Annotated in this window: 19 protein-coding genes and 1 pseudogene; 6 read left to right on the forward strand and 14 right to left on the reverse strand. The window is 65.4% G+C overall.

Translation table 11 applies throughout. From position 1 onward, the window contains the following. Position 1 precedes the first annotated feature (1 nt). From sctV to ACE3UG_RS19930, 3 genes are all read right to left on the reverse strand, one after another. On the reverse strand, positions 2-2,086 hold the full coding sequence (sctV, locus tag ACE3UG_RS19920; protein ID WP_374627141.1) for a type III secretion system export apparatus subunit SctV: 2,085 nt from the start codon (positions 2,084-2,086) through the stop codon (positions 2-4). Beyond that, a complete protein-coding gene (locus ACE3UG_RS19925) occupies positions 2,083-2,472 on the reverse strand; it encodes a hypothetical protein (RefSeq protein WP_374627143.1) in 390 nt (129 codons plus the stop codon). Before ACE3UG_RS19925 ends, sctV begins: the two co-directional genes overlap by 4 nt. A gap of 156 nt (positions 2,473-2,628) precedes the next feature. Further along, positions 2,629-3,297, reverse strand: a complete 669-nt coding sequence (locus ACE3UG_RS19930; RefSeq protein WP_374627145.1) for a two component system response regulator — start codon at positions 3,295-3,297, stop codon at positions 2,629-2,631. Positions 3,298-3,599: 302 nt separating this feature from the next. On the opposite strand from ACE3UG_RS19930, the gene ACE3UG_RS19935 reads away from it, so the two are divergent. From ACE3UG_RS19935 to ACE3UG_RS19955, 5 genes are all read left to right on the forward strand, one after another. Further along, a complete protein-coding gene (locus tag ACE3UG_RS19935) occupies positions 3,600-4,097 on the forward strand; it encodes a hypothetical protein (RefSeq protein WP_374627147.1) in 498 nt (165 codons plus the stop codon). Positions 4,098-4,099: 2 nt separating this feature from the next. Then, positions 4,100-5,731: an EscC/YscC/HrcC family type III secretion system outer membrane ring protein gene (locus ACE3UG_RS19940; protein WP_374627149.1), complete on the forward strand. Its 1,632-nt coding sequence runs from the start codon at positions 4,100-4,102 to the stop codon at positions 5,729-5,731. 2 nt (positions 5,732-5,733) lie between these two features. Beyond that, complete coding sequence (gene sctD, locus ACE3UG_RS19945; protein ID WP_374627151.1) at positions 5,734-7,041, forward strand: type III secretion system inner membrane ring subunit SctD; 1,308 nt, start codon at positions 5,734-5,736, stop codon at positions 7,039-7,041. Then, on the forward strand, positions 7,016-7,258 hold the full coding sequence (locus ACE3UG_RS19950) for an EscE/YscE/SsaE family type III secretion system needle protein co-chaperone (RefSeq protein ID WP_374627153.1): 243 nt from the start codon (positions 7,016-7,018) through the stop codon (positions 7,256-7,258). The genes sctD and ACE3UG_RS19950 overlap by 26 nt, the downstream gene beginning before the upstream one ends. Before the next feature lie 161 nt (positions 7,259-7,419). Continuing rightward, on the forward strand, positions 7,420-7,878 hold the full coding sequence (locus ACE3UG_RS19955) for a hypothetical protein (RefSeq protein ID WP_374627155.1): 459 nt from the start codon (positions 7,420-7,422) through the stop codon (positions 7,876-7,878). 82 nt (positions 7,879-7,960) lie between these two features. On the opposite strand, the gene ACE3UG_RS19960 is transcribed toward ACE3UG_RS19955, so the two are convergent. The 11 genes from ACE3UG_RS19960 to ACE3UG_RS20010 form a co-directional block, all read right to left on the reverse strand. Continuing rightward, positions 7,961-9,097, reverse strand: coding sequence for a TyeA family type III secretion system gatekeeper subunit (locus tag ACE3UG_RS19960; protein ID WP_374627157.1), 1,137 nt, complete (start codon positions 9,095-9,097; stop codon positions 7,961-7,963). Continuing rightward, positions 9,090-9,779: a hypothetical protein gene (locus tag ACE3UG_RS19965; protein WP_374627159.1), complete on the reverse strand. Its 690-nt coding sequence runs from the start codon at positions 9,777-9,779 to the stop codon at positions 9,090-9,092. The genes ACE3UG_RS19960 and ACE3UG_RS19965 overlap by 8 nt, the downstream gene beginning before the upstream one ends. Beyond that, positions 9,755-10,402 (reverse strand): type III secretion system domain-containing protein, encoded by a 648-nt coding sequence (locus tag ACE3UG_RS19970; RefSeq protein ID WP_374627161.1) that lies wholly within the window; start codon positions 10,400-10,402, stop codon positions 9,755-9,757. Before ACE3UG_RS19970 ends, ACE3UG_RS19965 begins: the two co-directional genes overlap by 25 nt. Continuing rightward, complete coding sequence (gene sctJ / locus ACE3UG_RS19975) at positions 10,399-11,211, reverse strand: type III secretion system inner membrane ring lipoprotein SctJ (RefSeq protein WP_374627163.1); 813 nt, start codon at positions 11,209-11,211, stop codon at positions 10,399-10,401. Before sctJ ends, ACE3UG_RS19970 begins: the two co-directional genes overlap by 4 nt. Positions 11,212-11,237: 26 nt before the next feature. After that, the gene (gene sctI / locus ACE3UG_RS19980; protein WP_374627165.1) at positions 11,238-11,597 is read right to left on the reverse strand and encodes a type III secretion system inner rod subunit SctI; all 360 of its coding nucleotides are present in this window, start codon (positions 11,595-11,597) and stop codon (positions 11,238-11,240) included. Beyond that, the gene (locus tag ACE3UG_RS19985; RefSeq protein ID WP_374627168.1) at positions 11,594-12,028 is read right to left on the reverse strand and encodes a DUF1039 domain-containing protein; all 435 of its coding nucleotides are present in this window, start codon (positions 12,026-12,028) and stop codon (positions 11,594-11,596) included. Before ACE3UG_RS19985 ends, sctI begins: the two co-directional genes overlap by 4 nt. Continuing rightward, complete coding sequence (gene sctF / locus ACE3UG_RS19990) at positions 12,025-12,243, reverse strand: type III secretion system needle filament subunit SctF (RefSeq protein ID WP_374627170.1); 219 nt, start codon at positions 12,241-12,243, stop codon at positions 12,025-12,027. The genes ACE3UG_RS19985 and sctF overlap by 4 nt, the downstream gene beginning before the upstream one ends. Beyond that, on the reverse strand, positions 12,240-13,040 hold the full coding sequence (locus ACE3UG_RS19995) for a helix-turn-helix transcriptional regulator (protein ID WP_374627172.1): 801 nt from the start codon (positions 13,038-13,040) through the stop codon (positions 12,240-12,242). The genes sctF and ACE3UG_RS19995 overlap by 4 nt, the downstream gene beginning before the upstream one ends. Before the next feature lie 219 nt (positions 13,041-13,259). Further along, a complete protein-coding gene (locus ACE3UG_RS20000; RefSeq protein ID WP_374627174.1) occupies positions 13,260-14,861 on the reverse strand; it encodes an FMN-binding glutamate synthase family protein in 1,602 nt (533 codons plus the stop codon). Between the two features lie 73 nt (positions 14,862-14,934). After that, positions 14,935-16,089 carry a tRNA 2-thiouridine(34) synthase MnmA gene (gene mnmA / locus ACE3UG_RS20005; RefSeq protein WP_374627177.1) on the reverse strand — a complete coding sequence of 385 codons (1,155 nt, stop codon included), beginning with the start codon at positions 16,087-16,089 and terminating at the stop codon, positions 14,935-14,937. After that, entirely contained in the window at positions 16,086-16,562 is a 477-nt protein-coding gene (locus tag ACE3UG_RS20010; protein ID WP_374627179.1) for an NUDIX hydrolase, read from the reverse strand. Before ACE3UG_RS20010 ends, mnmA begins: the two co-directional genes overlap by 4 nt. Positions 16,563-17,007: 445 nt before the next feature. Here ACE3UG_RS20010 and ACE3UG_RS20015 point away from each other — a divergent pair. Then, a pseudogene (locus ACE3UG_RS20015) lies at positions 17,008-17,474 on the forward strand (NAD(P)(+) transhydrogenase (Re/Si-specific) subunit alpha); the annotation flags it as partial.

Here is a 17,474-nt window from a genome sequence, read left to right on the forward strand (position 1 = left end):
CTCAGAGCGCTCCCTGCACGTCGATGGTGCCCAGCACACGGACATGCGGCTCATCGGCTACTTCCTGGAACGACAATACCGGCAGATCCGCGCGCTCGCGCTCGATGAGCTTGCGCAAGAAGCGGCGTACGTCCATCGCAGTGAACAAGACGGCCGGCGTGCCGTCGTGCGTGCTCAGGACGCCGTCGATGGCGTTCAGAATCGCGTCGGTCTGCGCGGGGTTCAGATCGGCGTAGGAGCCTGACGACGTCTGCCGAACGGCGGCCCGCACCGTGTCTTCGATACCGCGTCCCACGTTCCAGCCGGTAATGTGCTCGGTGCCCCGGCGAAAGCGTCGCGTGATATGACGACGCAAACTGAGCCGTACGTATTCGGTCAGCATGATCTGGTCGCGCTCACGCGGGGCCCATTCGATAAGCGCCTCGAACACGCGCCGCAGGTCGCGAATCGACACCCCCTCGGCGACCAATCGCTGAAGCACTTCCGCCGTCCGGCTGATCGGCAGCTGGCGTTGCAGTTCCTTCACGAGTTCGCCGTAGCGGTCCTCCATGGCATCCATGAGAAATCGCGCTTCCTGAACGCCGAGGAAATCGGCGGCATGGGCATCGATGACCAGCGACACGCAGTGCGCCACCCGGTCCGCGCCTTCGATGACGGTGCCGCCCCGCGTCTGCCATTCCTGGCGCTGAGCGTCGTCCAGCCAGAACAGGCACTGCCCACCGAACGGCAGTGGCGTCTCGCGCGGCGCACCGGCTTCGAGCGCCCGCAAAACGGGTACCGGATGATTGGCGTCGTGATGCGCCAGCGCCACGTCAGGTGCGACGTCGATGCGCATCACGCTCTCGTGATAAAGCTCAATGTCCAACGTGCCGCCGGTAAGGGTTGCGTCGACGACGAGCGCCACCTCCGGCATCGGCACGCCAAACTGCTCGAACTTCTGGTCGCGCAGGGCGTTGATGCGCCCGGCAAGCGTTGCCTCCCCGCCCACCGCGTCGGACAGTGCGACACTCGCACGCACCAGCAACGGTTGCGCCCCCGGTCGGCCGGACTTCGCTTTCGCACCGCCGTCCTTGCCGCCTTCGCCGCCCGCAGCGCCCTTGGCCCCGTCGCCGTCTTTCGCAACGCGCCCCACCCACCACGCTGCGGTCCCCGCCAACGCGGCGAGCAGCAGGAAGTAGTGCATCGGGAAGCCGGGAATCAGGCCGAAGAGGACAAGCACCACGGCCGCCAGTGTCAGCGAGCGCGGTTGTGCAGCGAGTTGATCGGTGAGCTCGCGCGCCAGGTTGCGGCGCTGCTCGCCGGGCACCCGCGTGACGATGATGCCCGCCGTCACCGAGATGAGCAGGGCGGGAATCTGCGATACGAGGCCGTCGCCGATGGAGAGAATCGCGTATATCGCCGCCGCATCGCCCGCGCTCATGCCTCGCATGAATACGCCCACGCCGATGCCGCCCAGCAGGTTCACGACGATGATGACCAGCCCGGCGATGGCGTCGCCCTTGACGAACTTCATCGCCCCATCCATCGCGCCGTAGAACTGACTCTCTTTCTGGACGACGCGGCGCAGGCGCTTGGCCTCGGCCGCGTCGATCGTGCCCGCGCGCAGGTCGCCGTCGATGCTCATCTGCTTGCCCGGCATGCCGTCGAGCGAGAACCGTGCGCCGACTTCGGCCACTCGCTCGGAGCCCTTGGTAATCACGATGAAGTTCACGACGGTAATGATCAGAAAGACGATCATGCCGACGACGATGTTGCCGCCCGCGGCAAAGTCGCCGAACGTGTAGACGATGTCGCCCGCGTCGGCTCGCAGCAAAATCAGACGGCTGGTGCTGATCGTGAGTCCCAGGCGGAACAGCGTGGTCATCAGCAGCACGGACGGAAACGCCGAGAAGTCGAGCGGCTCGTTGATATAGAGCGCCACCATCAGCAACAACAACGACACGCCGAGGTTGAGCGCGATGAGCAGATCCATCACCGACGGCGGCATCGGGATGATGATCATCAGCACTGTGACGAGCAGCAACGCCGCCAGGACGATGTCCTGGCGGCCGGCTGCTATGCGTAGCCACCCCAGCAGGCGCGTCATGGACCGGCCTCGCGCTGCTGCTGGGCGTCGATCCGCTCGAGCACGCGACGCATGCGGGTGACGCACGTCAACCATTCGACCGCCTGGGAATTGCCGCTTGCCGGCGGGGTCGCGACCAACATCGGACGCCCCTGCGCCACGCAGGCGCGCACCGGAATGCCAAGACTCCACTCCGGCGCACAGGTTTGCAGCAGCAATGGCAACCACCGCTGCGCGCGCGCGGCGCGATGAATCAGCGTCAACGCCAGCGTCACGCCGCAGGCATCGACCTCGGTCATCAACAGACACGGCGCGAGCGCAATACGCATGCGAGGTGCGACGCGTTGCGGCGGCACCGCCAGCAATTCGAAGAACTGCTCAAGCTTGCGTTGGGTCTGGGTGTCCATCGGCGGTCGTGCGTTGGAATCGTGCTTGCTGCGCACGCAGGGCGCGGAGAGCGTTCTAGAAGAGGTAACGGGCATGGTCGCGCATTCCCGGTCGTGGCGGCTATCCGGCGCAGACCTGAAATTCACGGTTCGCGTCGCCGCAGCGCCCTATGAGCCTCACAGCATCATTCGCAGGCGATGCGCCCAGTTCACGATATCGGCCACGTTGTGTGCGTCGAGCTTGCGCATCATGTTCAGACGGTGGGTCTCGACGGTCTTCACGCTGATGGAGAGCAGTTGCGCGATGTCGCGGTTGCGTTGCCCCTCCGCGACCAGCTTGAGCACCTGCCGCTCGCGCAGTGTCAGTAGCCGTTCCGGCATCTCTGCGGCGAACGGGCCCGGCATTTGCCGCGCGCCGGCCGAATCGTGCACACCGCCGAACACCGCCGGATCGACGAAGCGCTCGCCGCGCATCGCCTGGCAGCACGCGTGTATCAGCGTCTCGCGTGAGCTGCTTTTGAGCACGAACGCCACCGCACCTGCCTCCAGCGACTGGCGCGCCCGTTCGCTGTCGTCGCTCGCCGAGTTGACGACGATATGCAGGTCCGGCCAGCGCTGGGCGCATTGCCGGATCACGTCGACGCCGTCCATGCCGGGCAGCCCCAGATCGAGCACCATCAGGGTCGGTCGATGCACCACGCAGGCTCGGTAGACGTCGAGCCCGTTGACGACGCGGGCAAGCACGCGCCACCCGAGGTCGTGCTCGATGAGAACGCAGAGACCGTCGGCCAGCAACTCGTGATCCTCGACAACGATGACACCGATGACACCGATACACCCCGTCATTCGCAGCTCCTCGACAGTTGTTCATAAATACACATACGGATTTTTGTCCACTCTCTATCGACTTCGTGCCACTTGCGCAAAACTTGTGCCTTCGCCCGACGTTTGGCATAGGAAAGCGCCCCAACGCACCCACTCCAGGAGGCACTTCAGGTCTGCGCCGGATTGTGCCGTCACCTCAGCGCTTGATAATGACAATCCTGATGCGCCGCCTCTCCGATCGGTGGCGACAAGCGATGGCGGGTGTCGCCGATGTCGCCTGCCCTTCGTTCCCCGTGCCCGTGCACTGCCTCCTTCAGATACCTATGCGTTTGCCATTTGCACTTGCCGCGCTCGACTGGATTGCCCCGCGCGACGTACAGGGCGCGCGCATCGCGCTCGATCTCGACGGCCAACGCGGCTGGACCTGCCGCATCGGCGACGGCTATTGCGTGGCGACGGCGTTGAAGCTGCCCGAGCGCGTGCACGTGCAGCCACTCACGGCGGCGCTCGGCGACGATTCGACCCTCGCACGCTGGCTCACGCGGCTTTCACTCGTGTTGGCCGGCCAGCCGGCGATGCGCGACGACAGCCTGAGCATCGCGAACGACACCCTCTGGTGGGTGCATCGCTTCGATGCCAACGAGCCCGCAGCGCGCGTGGAAGCGCAACTTCGCCGTCAACTGCTGGCCTGCGCGATGGCGACATCGCAAGGCATGCGCACCGACACGTCGCCGCCCGCGCCCCGCACGCCCACCGCCGCCGGCCATACGGCCGGCGCCGCTGACGCCAGCCGGCGTCTTCACGCGCTGCGTCGCTGCTGAGCATGCGGTCTCACGTCACGTCGCGCGTCGCCGCCCTGCTTGCGGGGTGTCTGTCAGCCACACTGACCATCGCGGCGTCTGCCGCTACGTTCGCAGCGCGCCCGCCGCTTGCCGCGTCCGTCGCTCCTGCGGCCCCCGTCTGGCGCGGCGGCCCGTTCGTGTTTCAGAGCGCCGGCACGCCGCTTGCGGAGTTGCTGCGCGACTTCGGCGCGCATCACGGCATTCCCACCGTTGTCAGCCCTCACGTCGATGACGGGTTCATCGGCACGCTGCCTGCGGGCGCTGCTCAGGCAACCCTCGATGCACTATCCGAACGTTATCGGCTTTCGTGGTACTTCAACGGCCAGACGCTGAATATCTATAAGTCCAGCGAGGCGACGCGACGCGTGATGTCGCTGCGCTACGCGTCGCCCGACGACTTGCTCGGGCACCTGCGCGACGCGGGTGTGCTGCACCCTCGGCACTGCGTGGCGCGGGGGATTCCGGCGACACACGCGCTCGAAATCGCAGGGGTTCCCGCGTGCATCGAGACGGTCGCGATGCTCGCCGAACACCTCGAACGAGACGCCCGCGATCAGCAGGAAAGTGAAGAGACCATCAAGATATTTCCCCTGAAATTCGCCACGGCGGACGACACAAGGTACTTTTATCGCGGGCAGGAAGTCGTCGTTCCGGGCGTCGTCAGCGTACTGAAAGATTTGATCCTCGGCGCCGGCCCGCTCGGCGTCGCATCGGCGACATTGGCCACGCCGGGCCCGGCGGCCAGCACAGGCATCGACGCGGGCCGCCCGCTGACCACTGGCGCACCAACCGGTACGCCGCGCTTCTCGGCCGATCCGCGTCGCAATGCGGTCATCGTGCGCGAGCGCCGGCGCAATTTGCCGATGTACGGCGACCTGATCGCGCAACTCGACATCCGCCCCCGCCTGGTCGACATCTCGGTGGCGATCATCGATGTCAACGCCAGCGATGTTGCCGAACTGGGGGTCGACTTCTCCGGCAGCGCGCGTCTGGGCGGCTTCGGCGCCGTGTCGCTGAACTCGCGCGCGAACGATGGCGACACCGGTACCTTCACGACGGTGGTCGGCGATACCAACAAGTTCATGGTCAATCTGAGCGCGCTGGAACGAAATTCCAAGGCGCGCGTGCTGTCCCGGCCATCCATCGTCACCCTCGACAACATGCAGGCCGTGCTCGATCGCAGCGTGACGTTCTACACCAAGGTGTCGGGCGAGAAGGTCGCCAAACTGGAAAGCGTGACATCGGGATCGCTGCTGCGCGTCACGCCGAGACTCGTCCCCAACGAAGGGGACGGCAACGGTCGCGAACAGGTAATGCTCACACTCAACATCGAAGACGGCGGTGAGGTGCGCAGCGAGCGAAATGCCCGCAACGAGGTGCCCTCCATCCGCAATTCGTCGATTTCGACACAGGCCAGGCTCCAGGCCGGACAAAGCCTGCTGCTGGGTGGCTTCGTGCAAGACGCGCAGCACGAGCAGGAGCGAAAAATTCCGTTGTTGGGCGATCTGCCGCTCATCGGACGGTTGTTCAGCTCGACGAGCAACCGCAGCGATAGTGTCATGCGTCTGTTTCTCATCAAGGCCGAGCCGGCCGTCGACGTGCCGAGCACGTGAACATGCTGACGCTGACACTGCTCGAAGGGCCGCTCGCCGGGCGCGCCATGCCGCTGCCACCGGGCATGCTCACCATCGGCGACGGCGACGCCGATATTGCAGTGGCGCACGATCATGACGAACAGATCGTGCTGGACATTGACGAGGGTCGCGTCAGGCTGCTCACGGCGGCGCCCGTCTGGGTGGACGGCAGGCCCTTCGCGACACCGCACGATGGCGCGAGTGACACGCCAGACCTGCCACTGCATACGGCAATCGATCTTGCCGGATTGGGGATCTGGCTCGGCAACGGCAGCACAAGCGCTCCGGCTCCGATGCCGAAGCGCCCCGAACGCCATGGCGCGGCTGCGCCATTGCCGCAGGCGCCCCAGGCTTTGGACACCGCAGCACCACGCGCGCGCGCGCCGGCGGCATGGATCGCTGTCACGGGCTTGTCATTGCTGATTGCGGCAGCGGGCGTCGCGATCTGGCGCACCGGGACTGCCAACGTCGTCTCTCAACCGACCCAGCCCGATGCGCTCAAGGCGCTCGCCGCCCGCATTGCCCCCGACGTCGCGCTGACGACGGTCGGCAATGCGGTGCGTCTGTCGGGCGGCTGCCTCGACGACAACACGCGCGCACGGCTTCGTGCCGAGGCACGCTGGCTGGGGAAAACGTTGAGAGACGAGACCTGGTGCCCGGCGAATTCAATGCAGACCGTCAGCACGCTGCTGCGGCTTCACGGATTCGGTAACGCACAGGTGAGCGTCGCATCGGACGGCGCCGTCGTCATCAGTGGCCCTTTTGTCGCCGACGCACGTTGGCGGACCGTCTCCGACGCACTCGACGTGCTGGCACTGCCGTTCGGCTGGCGCGTGGCCGAGGGCACGACCAACAGCTTCGAGCGGCTGTTGAAAACGCTGCGCGACGCCGGCCAGTTGCGCGGCATCGACATCTCGCGCGATCGCAACGGTTGGCGGCTCACCGGGGCACTGACCGTGGGACGTCGGGCGTCGTTGAAGGGAATCATCGACGCATGGAATACGACCGAGCACGCGATGCCGGTACGCATCGACCCGCTGCCGCCCCAGATCCCGACGCTTGCCGAGACGGGCTTCTCCGCACCGCTCGTGAGCATTGGCGGCTCGCCCGCCGCCCCTCAGCTCACGCTCGCCGACGGCACGCGCCTCGCGCAAGGCGTGCGCTTGCCGGGTGGCACGCGCGTGATTGCCATCCATGCGGACGGTGTGTCGATTGGCGCACACGACCGCCTGTTCTACTTACCACTGACGCTGGAGACGCTGCATGACGATTCGCCTGACCCGGCTTGAAGACCGGCTCGCCGCCTCACCCGAAGCGACGGCCCGCGAGCTTGGCGCACAGCTCGACGCCGCGCGCCAGTCGCTGCAACAAGCGCTGCGCACACCGCTCACGCCCGCACAACACGCGCTTGCCCAAAAGCAGATGCACGCGGTTCAGGCTGCCGGAGCGATTCTCGAGGGGGTGGCGCGATGTTATCGCACGTCTTACGGCCCCTCCCTTTCTTGAACGCCTGTCGACCATGGACCGCCGCGATGCGCGCGTGTGCTCAGAAGCGAAAACGCGGCACGCGCGACCAAAGTCCACGCGGCCTATTCGTGGGAACCTTCGGCATCGCGCGCCCCGCGCGAGCGGCTCGCGTTCCCCCATGCTCGAATTTCGAATGACGTTTGCATGGGGCGCGTTATCGACCTCTTCCACTCTCCACGCATATCATGCCAAGTTACGACCTAGCGCAAACTCTCGTCGAAGCTCTGAAGTTGATCGGGTGCGACCCAGGCAAGATCGATGCGGTCGACAACCACTCGCCCATCGAGCTGACGTTCAACGCCTCGCCCAGCATCATTGTGGAGACATTGAAAAACCAGGTGTGCAGTATTCACGCCGTGGTGGCCACGGATGAAGCCGCGCGGCTGCATCGCGCCAACAGCGAGCGCCTTCTGCAGTTTCTCATCGAACCCGCCGAATGGGCCGTCACGGGACATGTCCAGCTACGCGAACGCGACAGCCGTCTGATTCTTCATGCGCAGGTCACGGAAGAAGCCGCCGCCGAACCGGAACCGTTTGCGCAAGCACTCACCGACTTCTACGATCGCATCAAGCTCTGCCGGGAACATTTGCGCGCCTGAGCGCCGCCACAGTACCCTCTTGGCGCATACGTCGTGCGCCAGCCCCCCGCTGCATCATCCTCGCTGCTTCATCCTCGCTGCATCATCCTCTCGCCGCATCGCCCTCCTGGGCGATCTCCGCACGCCAGACATCGAGGGCCTCCCCGAGCGACTCGCGTTGTGTCTCGTCACGAAAGCAGCCGTCATGTGCCGACTGCACCAACCGGGTGAGTTCGCGAGCAAATGTATAGCGAGCGTCCACCGTCACCATGCCTAGGTACGCTGCGCGTTGCGCGAGCCATTCCGCACCCGCCCAGGGCTGATCCAGCAAGGTCAACGTCTCCGAGATCATCGTATCCGTCTCGAACGCGCGACAACCGGCCGAACGCATATGCTGCGCCGATTGCTCGCACGCCGATTCCAGGGTGAGAAACAACACCACACGGCGAAGATCGTCGACGACCGCCGCCAGTCGCTGGACGTCTGCGTCGGCGTACTGCGCCCCAAGCTCCAGCCCCAGCGCTTGCATGAGCGCCTGCAAGCGCGCACGACGCTGCGGGAAGCGCCGGCATTCGTCGAACCATTGCGTGAGTGAGCGCTGCGGCCCTTGTGACTGGCGGAAGAGCGACTTGAGTTGTTGCAGCAGCGCCATGCCAGGGTTCTGCCCGTTGCCGCATTCCAACGCCGCAAATGCCTCGATGGCCCACGTCTCGGACGACGTCAGTTCATCCAGAACCCGGCGCAAACGGGCGCGCGTACCGGCATCGAGCCCGCCGTCGGCCAGCCATGCGGCCACGACCAGCGCCGCGTGTCCGGCGGACATTTGCGCCTGCCGAATCAGTTGATGGGGATCAGGGACGAACGGAAGATCGCGCAATTGCCCGCGCAGCGTTTCGAACTGTGCGCCACTCACACGAGCAAACCGATGCATCTGCTGTTCGAACAGAGCACGCGCGCGCTGCTTGTCGTCGCGCACGTCGCGATCGCCCGTTCGGCGGAACCGGACACCGAGCGCGAAGCTCAGATTCTCCTGCGATTCCGCAACGGCAGCTTCTTCGTTCTGCGCAATGGTCGCTTCGATCAGCGCGACGTGTCCCGGCACGTCGGCAGGCAACCCGCGCGAAGGCCTTCCATCGCCATCCTGGACGAGCCACTCGTCCGCAAGCACGCGGTCGGCGGTCTTGTTTTCCTGCGGTGCCCGAACGGTATTGGCACCGGACGACGGCAGGCGCTCAACCACAGGCGACCTCCCGATCAGCGCTGATGCGCAGACGCTCGATCACCGCCGCGAGGTCTGCATCGAGATCCAGGCACACCGTGACCCACTCGCTTTCGATGCGCGCCTGCCGCTCGACGAGCGACGCATCCGGCGCGCAGGCCAGCACGATGTCGGCCGTTCGCAACGCATCAGCCACCGTCTCGTGATACGCCGGCGGCACGCGCAACACGAGGGCGCCCTCACGCACCAGCCCCGGCAGCGCCCGGCCTACGCGCTGCGCGAAACGCTCACCTGCGTCCAGGCTCCCCACGAAGTTCGACAAAGCGCCGGTCAATGCATCGGCCACACGACGCTCGAGCGAGCGCACGATCTCGCGTTCCAGCGCGGCTTCGTCGACCAGCCATTCGACGGTCTGCGCAACGGCTGCTTGACGCGCCGCCTCCGCCAGCGCCGCAGCCTCCTGCTCCGCCCGCTCGCGCGCGGCTTCCTGCCACGCTTCGCGCGATGCTTGCGCGTCGATGCTCGCCTGCTCGCGGTCGGCCAGCGCAGCATCTCGCTCGGCCTGCGCCTGCGCCATCCAACGCGCCCGCAGGCTCGACTGTTCGCGAAGACGTTGGAGCGCTTCGCCGAGAATCACCGGCCCCGCCGGCGCGGGACCGTCCACCGCTTCGATGGCCGTCAATGTGCGGTCGATGACATACATAGCATTTTCTCCAGCGTTGCAAGCCGCTGCCAGATATCGTCACCCCCGATCGGCACGTCTATCGGGCTCGGCCCGGCGGCGGCCGGCGGCGGCAGCAATATCCGTGCGGCCTTGCCAACCGTCGCCAGGTCGACACACGACGGCTCGGGCGCGCTATCCAGCCACGTGCCGGCGGTGGCAAGCGCCGCCCGCACGACCTGCTCCGGCGGCAACGCGGCACGCGCGGGCCACGCTTGCCGGGTGAGCAGCAATCGATCGCATTGCCATGCATCGAGCCACGACGACAACGCACGACGGTAGCGCCCGAGCAACAGATAGTCCGGACATCCCAGCACGCGCAAGCCGTGAGCCAGCGATACGCGTCGCAGTCTCGGCAACAGTCTCAGCGCGTCGCGCGCAGCATCGCTTGCTGGGGGCGCACAATCGCTCGCTGCTGCGCCGGGCCATCCGCGCCGCTCGATCAACAAGCGGTCGACGTGCGCGCGGCACACGGCATGCTGCCGGTAAGCCGTTTGCCACGGCAACATGTCGAATGCGTGCCACCACCCTTCGTCCATGTGCCTGCCGGGCTGCCAGATCATGCTTGCAAGTCGGGCGATGTCGGCGTTGTGCGCGCGTGTCACGACGCCCTCGATACCCGCGCACGCAAGCGCTGCACCCAGGAGGCGCGCCGTCGCCACGCCACCGCGCCAGCGGCCACCAAACCCACGAACGCCGTCACGACCATGCCCCATCCCAGCAGGGGAGACCACCGCTCGCCAGTGCCGTACGTGGCTGCACTACCGCCCGACGACGCGTCGATGGCCGCGCGCGGCACGCGATAGTCGGCGGGCTGCAACACAATGCTGATGCGCTCGGGTGTCACGCCCGGCACACTGTCGTGCACCAGACTGCGAATGTCGGTCAGGCGTTGCGTCATGTTGATCTCGGGGCTGTACTTCACGAAAACGGCGACGCCAGGCGGCAAGGTCGCGCGTCCCGCCGAATCCGTCGGCACCTGTGCGATGGCGACTTCGGCCACCATCACCCCGTCGAGCGACGCGAGCATGCGCTCCAGCCGCTGTTCCTTCAGATAAATGAGCTTCGCCTGCTCCTGCACGGGCGAACTGACAAGCTGTCCCGGCGGAAAGATGTCCTCGACCGACGCACGCTTCTGGCGCGGCAAGCCGTGCTGCCGGAGTACCTCGACACCGCGCACAAAATCGCTGCGCTCGATGCGCACCGTCATACCGGCGGTATCCGCGCGCTTGTCGGCCTGCAATCCGGAGACCAGCAACAGCGCCAGCATCTGGTTGGCCTCCGTCTCGCTGAGCGAGCGGTGCAATTCCACCTTGCAACCGGCAAGCGAGATCACGAGCAGGCCACCGAGCAGCCATCGGCCGCGCCAACGGCGTTGTGCCCCGGGCGATGCGCGTCCCGCCGATCTCGTCACGACGTCAGCAATGCGACGGCCGCACGTCATTGCATGTGCACCAGCTTGTTCACGCCCTGCGTGGCGGCGCCTGCCACCTTCGCCACGAACTCCAGCGCCAGCACGCGCTCGGTCAGGCCTCGCTGCACCGTGAGCATGCGCACCGGATCGTCGAGCGTGCGCTCGTCGAGCGTCACCCGCTCGGTCAGGCGCTCGGTGTTACCCGCGAGCTTGCCCGCCGCACTGAGCAAATGATGCTCCGGCAGCGACGGCGCGCTCGCGAGCGCCTGATCGAAGCGAATGGCGGCATCGTGCTCGCTGGCAGCGGCCGGCGCGAGCGCCGCTTTAGCGGACGTCGCAACGGCGGACACCTGCGCAACTACATCGGGGGACGTTGAAGTCGTCATGACGAGAGAGGGCGCGAGGGCGAGGAAGTTGAGGCGGGAAGCACGGTCGCTGCTGTCGCTGCAGTCAGTGCAGTCGGTGCGGTCGGTGCGGTCGACGCGACAGACGTGGTGGACTGCGTTGCGTCCATCGCATCGAGCCAGCGGGTGAGCACGTCGGCCGTCGGATCGCTGTCATGTCCGGCCGCCACGATCTCGGCGAGATGCGCGCGCGCCGCGCGCGTGTCGCCGAGCGCGATGAGCAGCGCAGCGTGCAACCACTGACGCGTCTCGCGCTCCGTCACGAGCGACGGCAACGCCTGAAGGATCACGCGGGCTTGCGACTGCATGCCGTGATGCGCGCCCGCCAGCGCCAGTTCGACGACAACTTGCCGGACCGACGCGTCCAGCCACTGCCCGGCGGCGTCGCACGGCGCTTGGTCCACGCGCATCATGTGATCTTGGCGATGATGCCCATCAGCGTGTCCTTGATGAGCTTGATGGCGGCACTATGCAACCCGACCATGGTCGAGAATTGCTGCAGCTTGAATTGGACATCGAGCATATGCCCAGGGTCGTTGACTTTCCGTGCGCGCACAGCCTGCGTGGCCTCGTCCGACATTTGCCGCACGCCTTCTGACATGCCGCGGTGAATCTCTTCGACATTCATTGCACGCCCCCCTCGGCGAGGGCGCCGTGCCCGGCCACCAGATCGGCCCGCATGGCGGCGTAGGCATCCGCTTGCGACATCGCGACACGACGGCTACCCCGCTGCGGCGGCGTGCCGAGCCGAATCTCCGTCGGGGCGCAATCGAAGCGCTTGCGGAATGTGTCGGTGAAATGCGCGTGGTTGGTGAAGCCGCATTCGAGCGCAATATCGAGCACCTTGTGGCGCGTGGACAGCAGCAGATCGCGCGCCAGCCGAAGGCGTCGTTCGAGCAGCCATTGCTTCGCGGGCATGCCGTACGTCTGCTGAAACAGGTAGCGAAACTTGCGCAGCGGCATACCGAACTCTTCGGCGAGCCGCCCGACCGGCCACGGCCGGTGAAAGTTCGCCTCGACGAAATCGAACAGCGAGTGGCTACCCGCAATCGTCTGACGCAACATGGCGGAGAAGTACCGCTGATCGCGACAGAGGCAGTAGACGTAGAAGAAGCGCAGCATCGCCATTCGATCGACGTTTTGCAACATCATGGCGACATCCACCATGCTGGGTTCGAGAATCAGCGTCCGCGCCGCCTGTCGATGGAAGACGCCGAGCGGGCGGCGGTCGAGCAAATCGACGACATCGGGATACAGCGCCTGCAGGTCGCAGGCATGAAAATCGTGCGACACCACGGGCCCGGCGGCATCGACCGTCGCGTCCGAACTGGTCGCGGTCATGCCGCCCGCAGGCAGTGTGTGCACGAGACCGTTCACGTTCAGTTTGACGTCGTGGCGGCTGATCAGAAATCGCACCGTACTCATAGGCTCCTCCTCTGACGAGGTTGTGTCGACGGGATGACAAAGTCGAATGCCACACCATAGGCGAGTCCGTGCGCGAGCATCATCCGGTGGAGACCTTAATGTGAGGCGGTGCCCTCCGGTGTTTTCGTTTTTGGGAAGAATACTGTCGGTAAACGTAAAAAAACCCGGCGCATCGTCGCGCCGGGTTGTCGTTCGAAGATCGACCTGCTGCAGTTCCGCTCAGGCGACGTCGACGGGCGAGAAGCTGTCGGCGCGCGCCATCGGCCAGTACTTTTCATAGAGCTGATAGCGGAACTGCCCGCGCAGCAGATCGCCGGGCGCGAGATATTTGAGCGACTCCGACATGAGACGAATCTCGTTGGACGACACACGCCTCACGATGTGATGCGCACGCAAATCCGATGGATGCGACAACCCCGCGGCCTGAATCAACTCTTGCAGCGCATGCAGCGTATGCGCGTGAAACTGCTGCACGCGCTGCGCCTTGTCCGGCACCACAAGTGCACGCTGACGCAACGCATCTTGCGTTGCCACGCCTGTCGGGCAACGATCGGTGTGGCATTTCTGCGACTGAATGCAGCCGATGGCGAACATGAAGCCGCGGGCCGAGTTGCACCAATCGGCGCCAATGGCCAGCGTACGGGCGATATCGAATGCGGTGACGATCTTGCCTGACGCGCCAATGCGGATCTTGTCGCGCAACCCGGCGCCCACGAGGGTGTTGTGCACGAGCAGAAGCCCTTCCTGCAGTGGCGCCCCCACGTGATCGGTGAATTCCAGCGGCGCAGCGCCAGTACCGCCTTCCGAGCCGTCCACGACGATGAAGTCGGGCAGGATACCGCTCTCGAGCATCGCCTTCACAATGCCGAAGAATTCCCACGGATGGCCGATGCACAGCTTGAAGCCGGTCGGCTTGCCGCCCGAGAGCGTGCGTAGACGCTCGACGAATTGCAGCAGTCCAAGCGGTGTCGAAAATTCGCTGTGGCGCGACGGCGAAATGCAGTCCTGCCCCATTGGCACGCCGCGCGTGGCCGAGATTTCCGGCGTGATCTTTGCAGCAGGCAGAACGCCCCCGTGCCCCGGCTTCGCGCCCTGCGAGAGCTTCACCTCGATCATCTTCACCTGCGGTGTCGTCGCCTGCGCGGCGAACTTTTCGGCGTTGAAGGTGCCGTCGTCATTGCGGCAGCCGAAATAGCCCGAGGCCACTTCCCATATCAGGTCGCCGCCGTGCTCCCGGTGGTGCGGCGAGATGGAACCCTCGCCGGTGTCATGGATGAAGTTGCCGAGCTTCGCGCCGCGATTGAGTGCGCGGATCGCGTTGGCCGACAGTGCGCCGAAGCTCATGGCGGAGATGTTGAAGATCGACGCCGAATACGGTTGCGCACGATCCGGACCGATGGTGATGCGAAAGTCGTGATCCTTCAGCACGGTCGGCGCGAGCGAATGGGCGATCCACTCGTAGCCGGTCGCCTTGACATCGACCTCGGTGCCGAACGGGCGGCTGTCGACATCTCCCTTCGCGCGCTGGTAGACGATGCTGCGCTGTGCGCGCGAGAACGGTGTCTCGGACGTGTCGTCTTCTACGAAGTACTGGCGAATTTCCGGCCGGATGGCTTCGAACAGAAACCGGAAATGTCCCCACAGTGGGTAGTTGCGCAGCACGGCGTGACGCTGTTGCACGACATCCCAGGCCCCAAGCGCGACCAACGCCGCAAACGGCAGCGGCCACAGCGGATGCCAACCGTCGAAGAGTACCAGCGCAAGCGTTGCCACGAGCAACGCCACGGCGAGCCAGAGAGCCAGGAATCGGCGCGAAAACATGAGACCTCCTTGCTGTAGGGGGACACTCGTCGGCATGCCCGCCGGGCGTTTCCCCCAGCGAGCGCCGGCGGCTTCAATGCGTATTGAGGAGGGTATGCCTGGCGACGGCTGTGGCCGGCGCATCGGTGTCGCGCGGGGCGGCCGGCGTCGTGGCGGCGATGATGCCGCCGCCCAGACAGACCTCGCCGTCATACAGCACGGCCGACTGGCCCGGCGTGACCGCCCACTGCGCCTCGGAGAACGACAGCGTGAGCGCGCTCGCATCGGCACGGACGACTTCACACGGCGCGTCGGTCTGACGATAGCGGGTCTTCGCGGCGCAGTGCGTGCCTTGCGCGGGCGGCTCGCCTGCGACCCACGAGAGATCCTCGGCATCGAGCGTGCCCGAGAGCAGCCACGGATGATCGTGTCCCTGCACGACATACAGGGTGTTGCTCGCCATGTCCTTGCGCGCGACGAACCACGGCTCGCCGGAGCCGTCGCGGCTGCCGCCCAACCCGATGCCCTTGCGCTGCCCCAACGTGTAGAACGCCAGGCCCACATGCTCGCCCACGACCGCACCGTCCGGCGTCTTCATCGGGCCAGGCTGGGTCGGCAGATAGCGATTGAGGAAGTCGCGGAACGGACGCTCGCCGATGAAGCAGATACCGGTCGAATCCTTCTTCTTGGCGTTGGGCAGACCGATCTGTGCGGCGATCTCGCGAACCTTCTTCTTGGGCATCTCGCCGAGCGGGAACATCGTGCGCGAGAGCTGCTTCTGATTGAGCCGATGCAGGAAATAGCTCTGATCCTTGGTGTGATCGAAGGCCTTGAGCAGCGCAAAGCGCCCGTCCTGCTCGCGCACACGGGCGTAGTGGCCGGTGGCGATGGTCTCGCCGCCCAGCGCCACGGCGTGATCGAGAAACGCCTTGAACTTGATCTCGGCGTTGCACAGCACATCCGGATTGGGCGTGCGGCCCGCCGAATACTCGCGCAGGAATTCCGCAAACACGCGGTCCTTGTACTCGGCGGCAAAGTTCACGGCTTCGACGTCGATGCCGATCAGATCGGCGACCGACACCACGTCGATCCAGTCCTGGCGGGTCGAACAGTATTCGCTGTCGTCATCGTCTTCCCAGTTCTTCATGAACAGACCGACGACGTCGTACCCCTGTTGTTTGAGCAGCCATGCCGTGACCGACGAATCCACGCCGCCCGACATGCCGACCACTACGCGTTTTTGACTCATGTGTTGCCTTGCCCGCCGGCCATCGCCGGACAGGTCAGAAGTAGGGCGAGGTCGTAACGGACCCCCCGCAGGTAATCGTCCATGCATCGCTCCAGAACGGGCGAGCGATGCCGCGCGCGCTGGGCGCGCACTTCATCCGGCGTCAGCCAAACGGTGCCGACGATCCCGTCGTCGAGCGTGCGCGACGCGTCGAACTCGCCCAGCGTGCCGGTGAAGGTAAAGCGCAGGTAGGCGATGTCGCCCGGCCCCGGGGCGAGATAGATGCCCACCAGGTGCTGCGGCTCGAACACATAGGCCGTCTCTTCGAGAACTTCGCGGCGCACTGCGTCGACAATCGACTCGCCTGGCTCCAGATGACCGGCCGGTTGGTTGATCAGCAGGCCAGCACGCTTTTGCTCCTCGACAAACAGAAAACGGCCGTCGCGTTCGACGACCGCGGCAACCGTCACGTTGGGCTTCCAGCGCGCATTCATGGCACATCCTCGGTGGACGCGAGACTTAACCGACATCACGGACATGGCGCACGACGGACGTTGCGCCGGACCGCCTTGCCAGGACGTTACCCCGATAAAGCCGACATTTTACCGTCTGACGGTGTTTGGCGCAGAAGACGCGTGGGTCAAACGACCGACCGGTCGGTCGGTCCACGCCAGCGCGATCCCCAAGCGTCGGCATATGCATATGCCGTTTCGTGCAATAGGCGGGTTTGCCATCTTCGGGTAAGCTTCGAGCACCAGCAATGTGCAGTGTGCAGTGGCCGTACCGCGTCACCGGTTTGTGCAGTAGTTCGTTTGCAGTGGTTTTTGCAGGACTAATGTCATCAGCGGCGAAGCAGGTCATGCACCTGCCCCGGCAGCGCACGCACTGCCGCTCCTTGGCCGTTGATGACATCAGTTCACAAACCCAAGGAGAGATGCAATGAGAATCGGCATTCCCGCCGAAACGCTTGCCGGCGAAACCCGTGTCGCGGCCACGCCCGAGACGGTGAAAAAGCTGGTCGCGTCAGGACATCAAGTCGTGATCGGACACGGTGCAGGAAGCGCAGCGAGCGTTCCCGACGCCGCGTTCGAGGCCGCTGGCGCTACGCTGGGCAACGCCGCCGACGCGCTCGGCGCAGAACTCATACTTAAGGTGCGAGCCCCATCGCCGGACGAACTGGCGCAAATTCCGCGTGGCAGTGTGGTTGTCGGCATACTCAACCCGTTCGACGCCGAGAACAACGCTCGCATGGCAGCGGCCGGCATCACAGCCTTCGCGCTGGAAGCCGCGCCGCGCACCACGCGTGCGCAAAGCATGGATGTGTTGTCCTCGCAGGCCAACATCGCCGGCTACAAGGCCGTGATGCTCGCCGCCAACCTGTATCAGCGCTTCATGCCGATGCTCAT

This window comes from Pandoraea sp., from assembly GCF_041919235.1.
Taxonomy (GTDB): domain Bacteria; phylum Pseudomonadota; class Gammaproteobacteria; order Burkholderiales; family Burkholderiaceae; genus Pandoraea.

Bases quoted from the DNA above. Each gene is read 5' to 3' on its own strand.
- sctV (WP_374627141.1), bottom strand. From the start codon at position 2,086: ATGACGCGCCTGCTGGGGTGGCTACGCATAGCAGCCGGCCGCCAGGAC.
- ACE3UG_RS19925 (WP_374627143.1), bottom strand. From the start codon at position 2,472: ATGGACACCCAGACCCAACGCAAGCTTGAGCAGTTCTTCGAATTGCTG.
- ACE3UG_RS19930 (WP_374627145.1), bottom strand. From the start codon at position 3,297: ATGACGGGGTGTATCGGTGTCATCGGTGTCATCGTTGTCGAGGATCAC.
- ACE3UG_RS19935 (WP_374627147.1), top strand. From the start codon at position 3,600: ATGCGTTTGCCATTTGCACTTGCCGCGCTCGACTGGATTGCCCCGCGC.
- ACE3UG_RS19940 (WP_374627149.1), top strand. From the start codon at position 4,100: ATGCGGTCTCACGTCACGTCGCGCGTCGCCGCCCTGCTTGCGGGGTGT.
- sctD (WP_374627151.1), top strand. From the start codon at position 5,734: ATGCTGACGCTGACACTGCTCGAAGGGCCGCTCGCCGGGCGCGCCATG.
- ACE3UG_RS19950 (WP_374627153.1), top strand. From the start codon at position 7,016: ATGACGATTCGCCTGACCCGGCTTGAAGACCGGCTCGCCGCCTCACCC.
- ACE3UG_RS19965 (WP_374627159.1), bottom strand. From the start codon at position 9,779: ATGTATGTCATCGACCGCACATTGACGGCCATCGAAGCGGTGGACGGT.
- sctI (WP_374627165.1), bottom strand. From the start codon at position 11,597: ATGACGACTTCAACGTCCCCCGATGTAGTTGCGCAGGTGTCCGCCGTT.
- ACE3UG_RS19985 (WP_374627168.1), bottom strand. From the start codon at position 12,028: ATGATGCGCGTGGACCAAGCGCCGTGCGACGCCGCCGGGCAGTGGCTG.
- sctF (WP_374627170.1), bottom strand. From the start codon at position 12,243: ATGAATGTCGAAGAGATTCACCGCGGCATGTCAGAAGGCGTGCGGCAA.
- ACE3UG_RS19995 (WP_374627172.1), bottom strand. From the start codon at position 13,040: ATGAGTACGGTGCGATTTCTGATCAGCCGCCACGACGTCAAACTGAAC.
- ACE3UG_RS20000 (WP_374627174.1), bottom strand. From the start codon at position 14,861: ATGTTTTCGCGCCGATTCCTGGCTCTCTGGCTCGCCGTGGCGTTGCTC.
- mnmA (WP_374627177.1), bottom strand. From the start codon at position 16,089: ATGAGTCAAAAACGCGTAGTGGTCGGCATGTCGGGCGGCGTGGATTCG.
- ACE3UG_RS20010 (WP_374627179.1), bottom strand. From the start codon at position 16,562: ATGAATGCGCGCTGGAAGCCCAACGTGACGGTTGCCGCGGTCGTCGAA.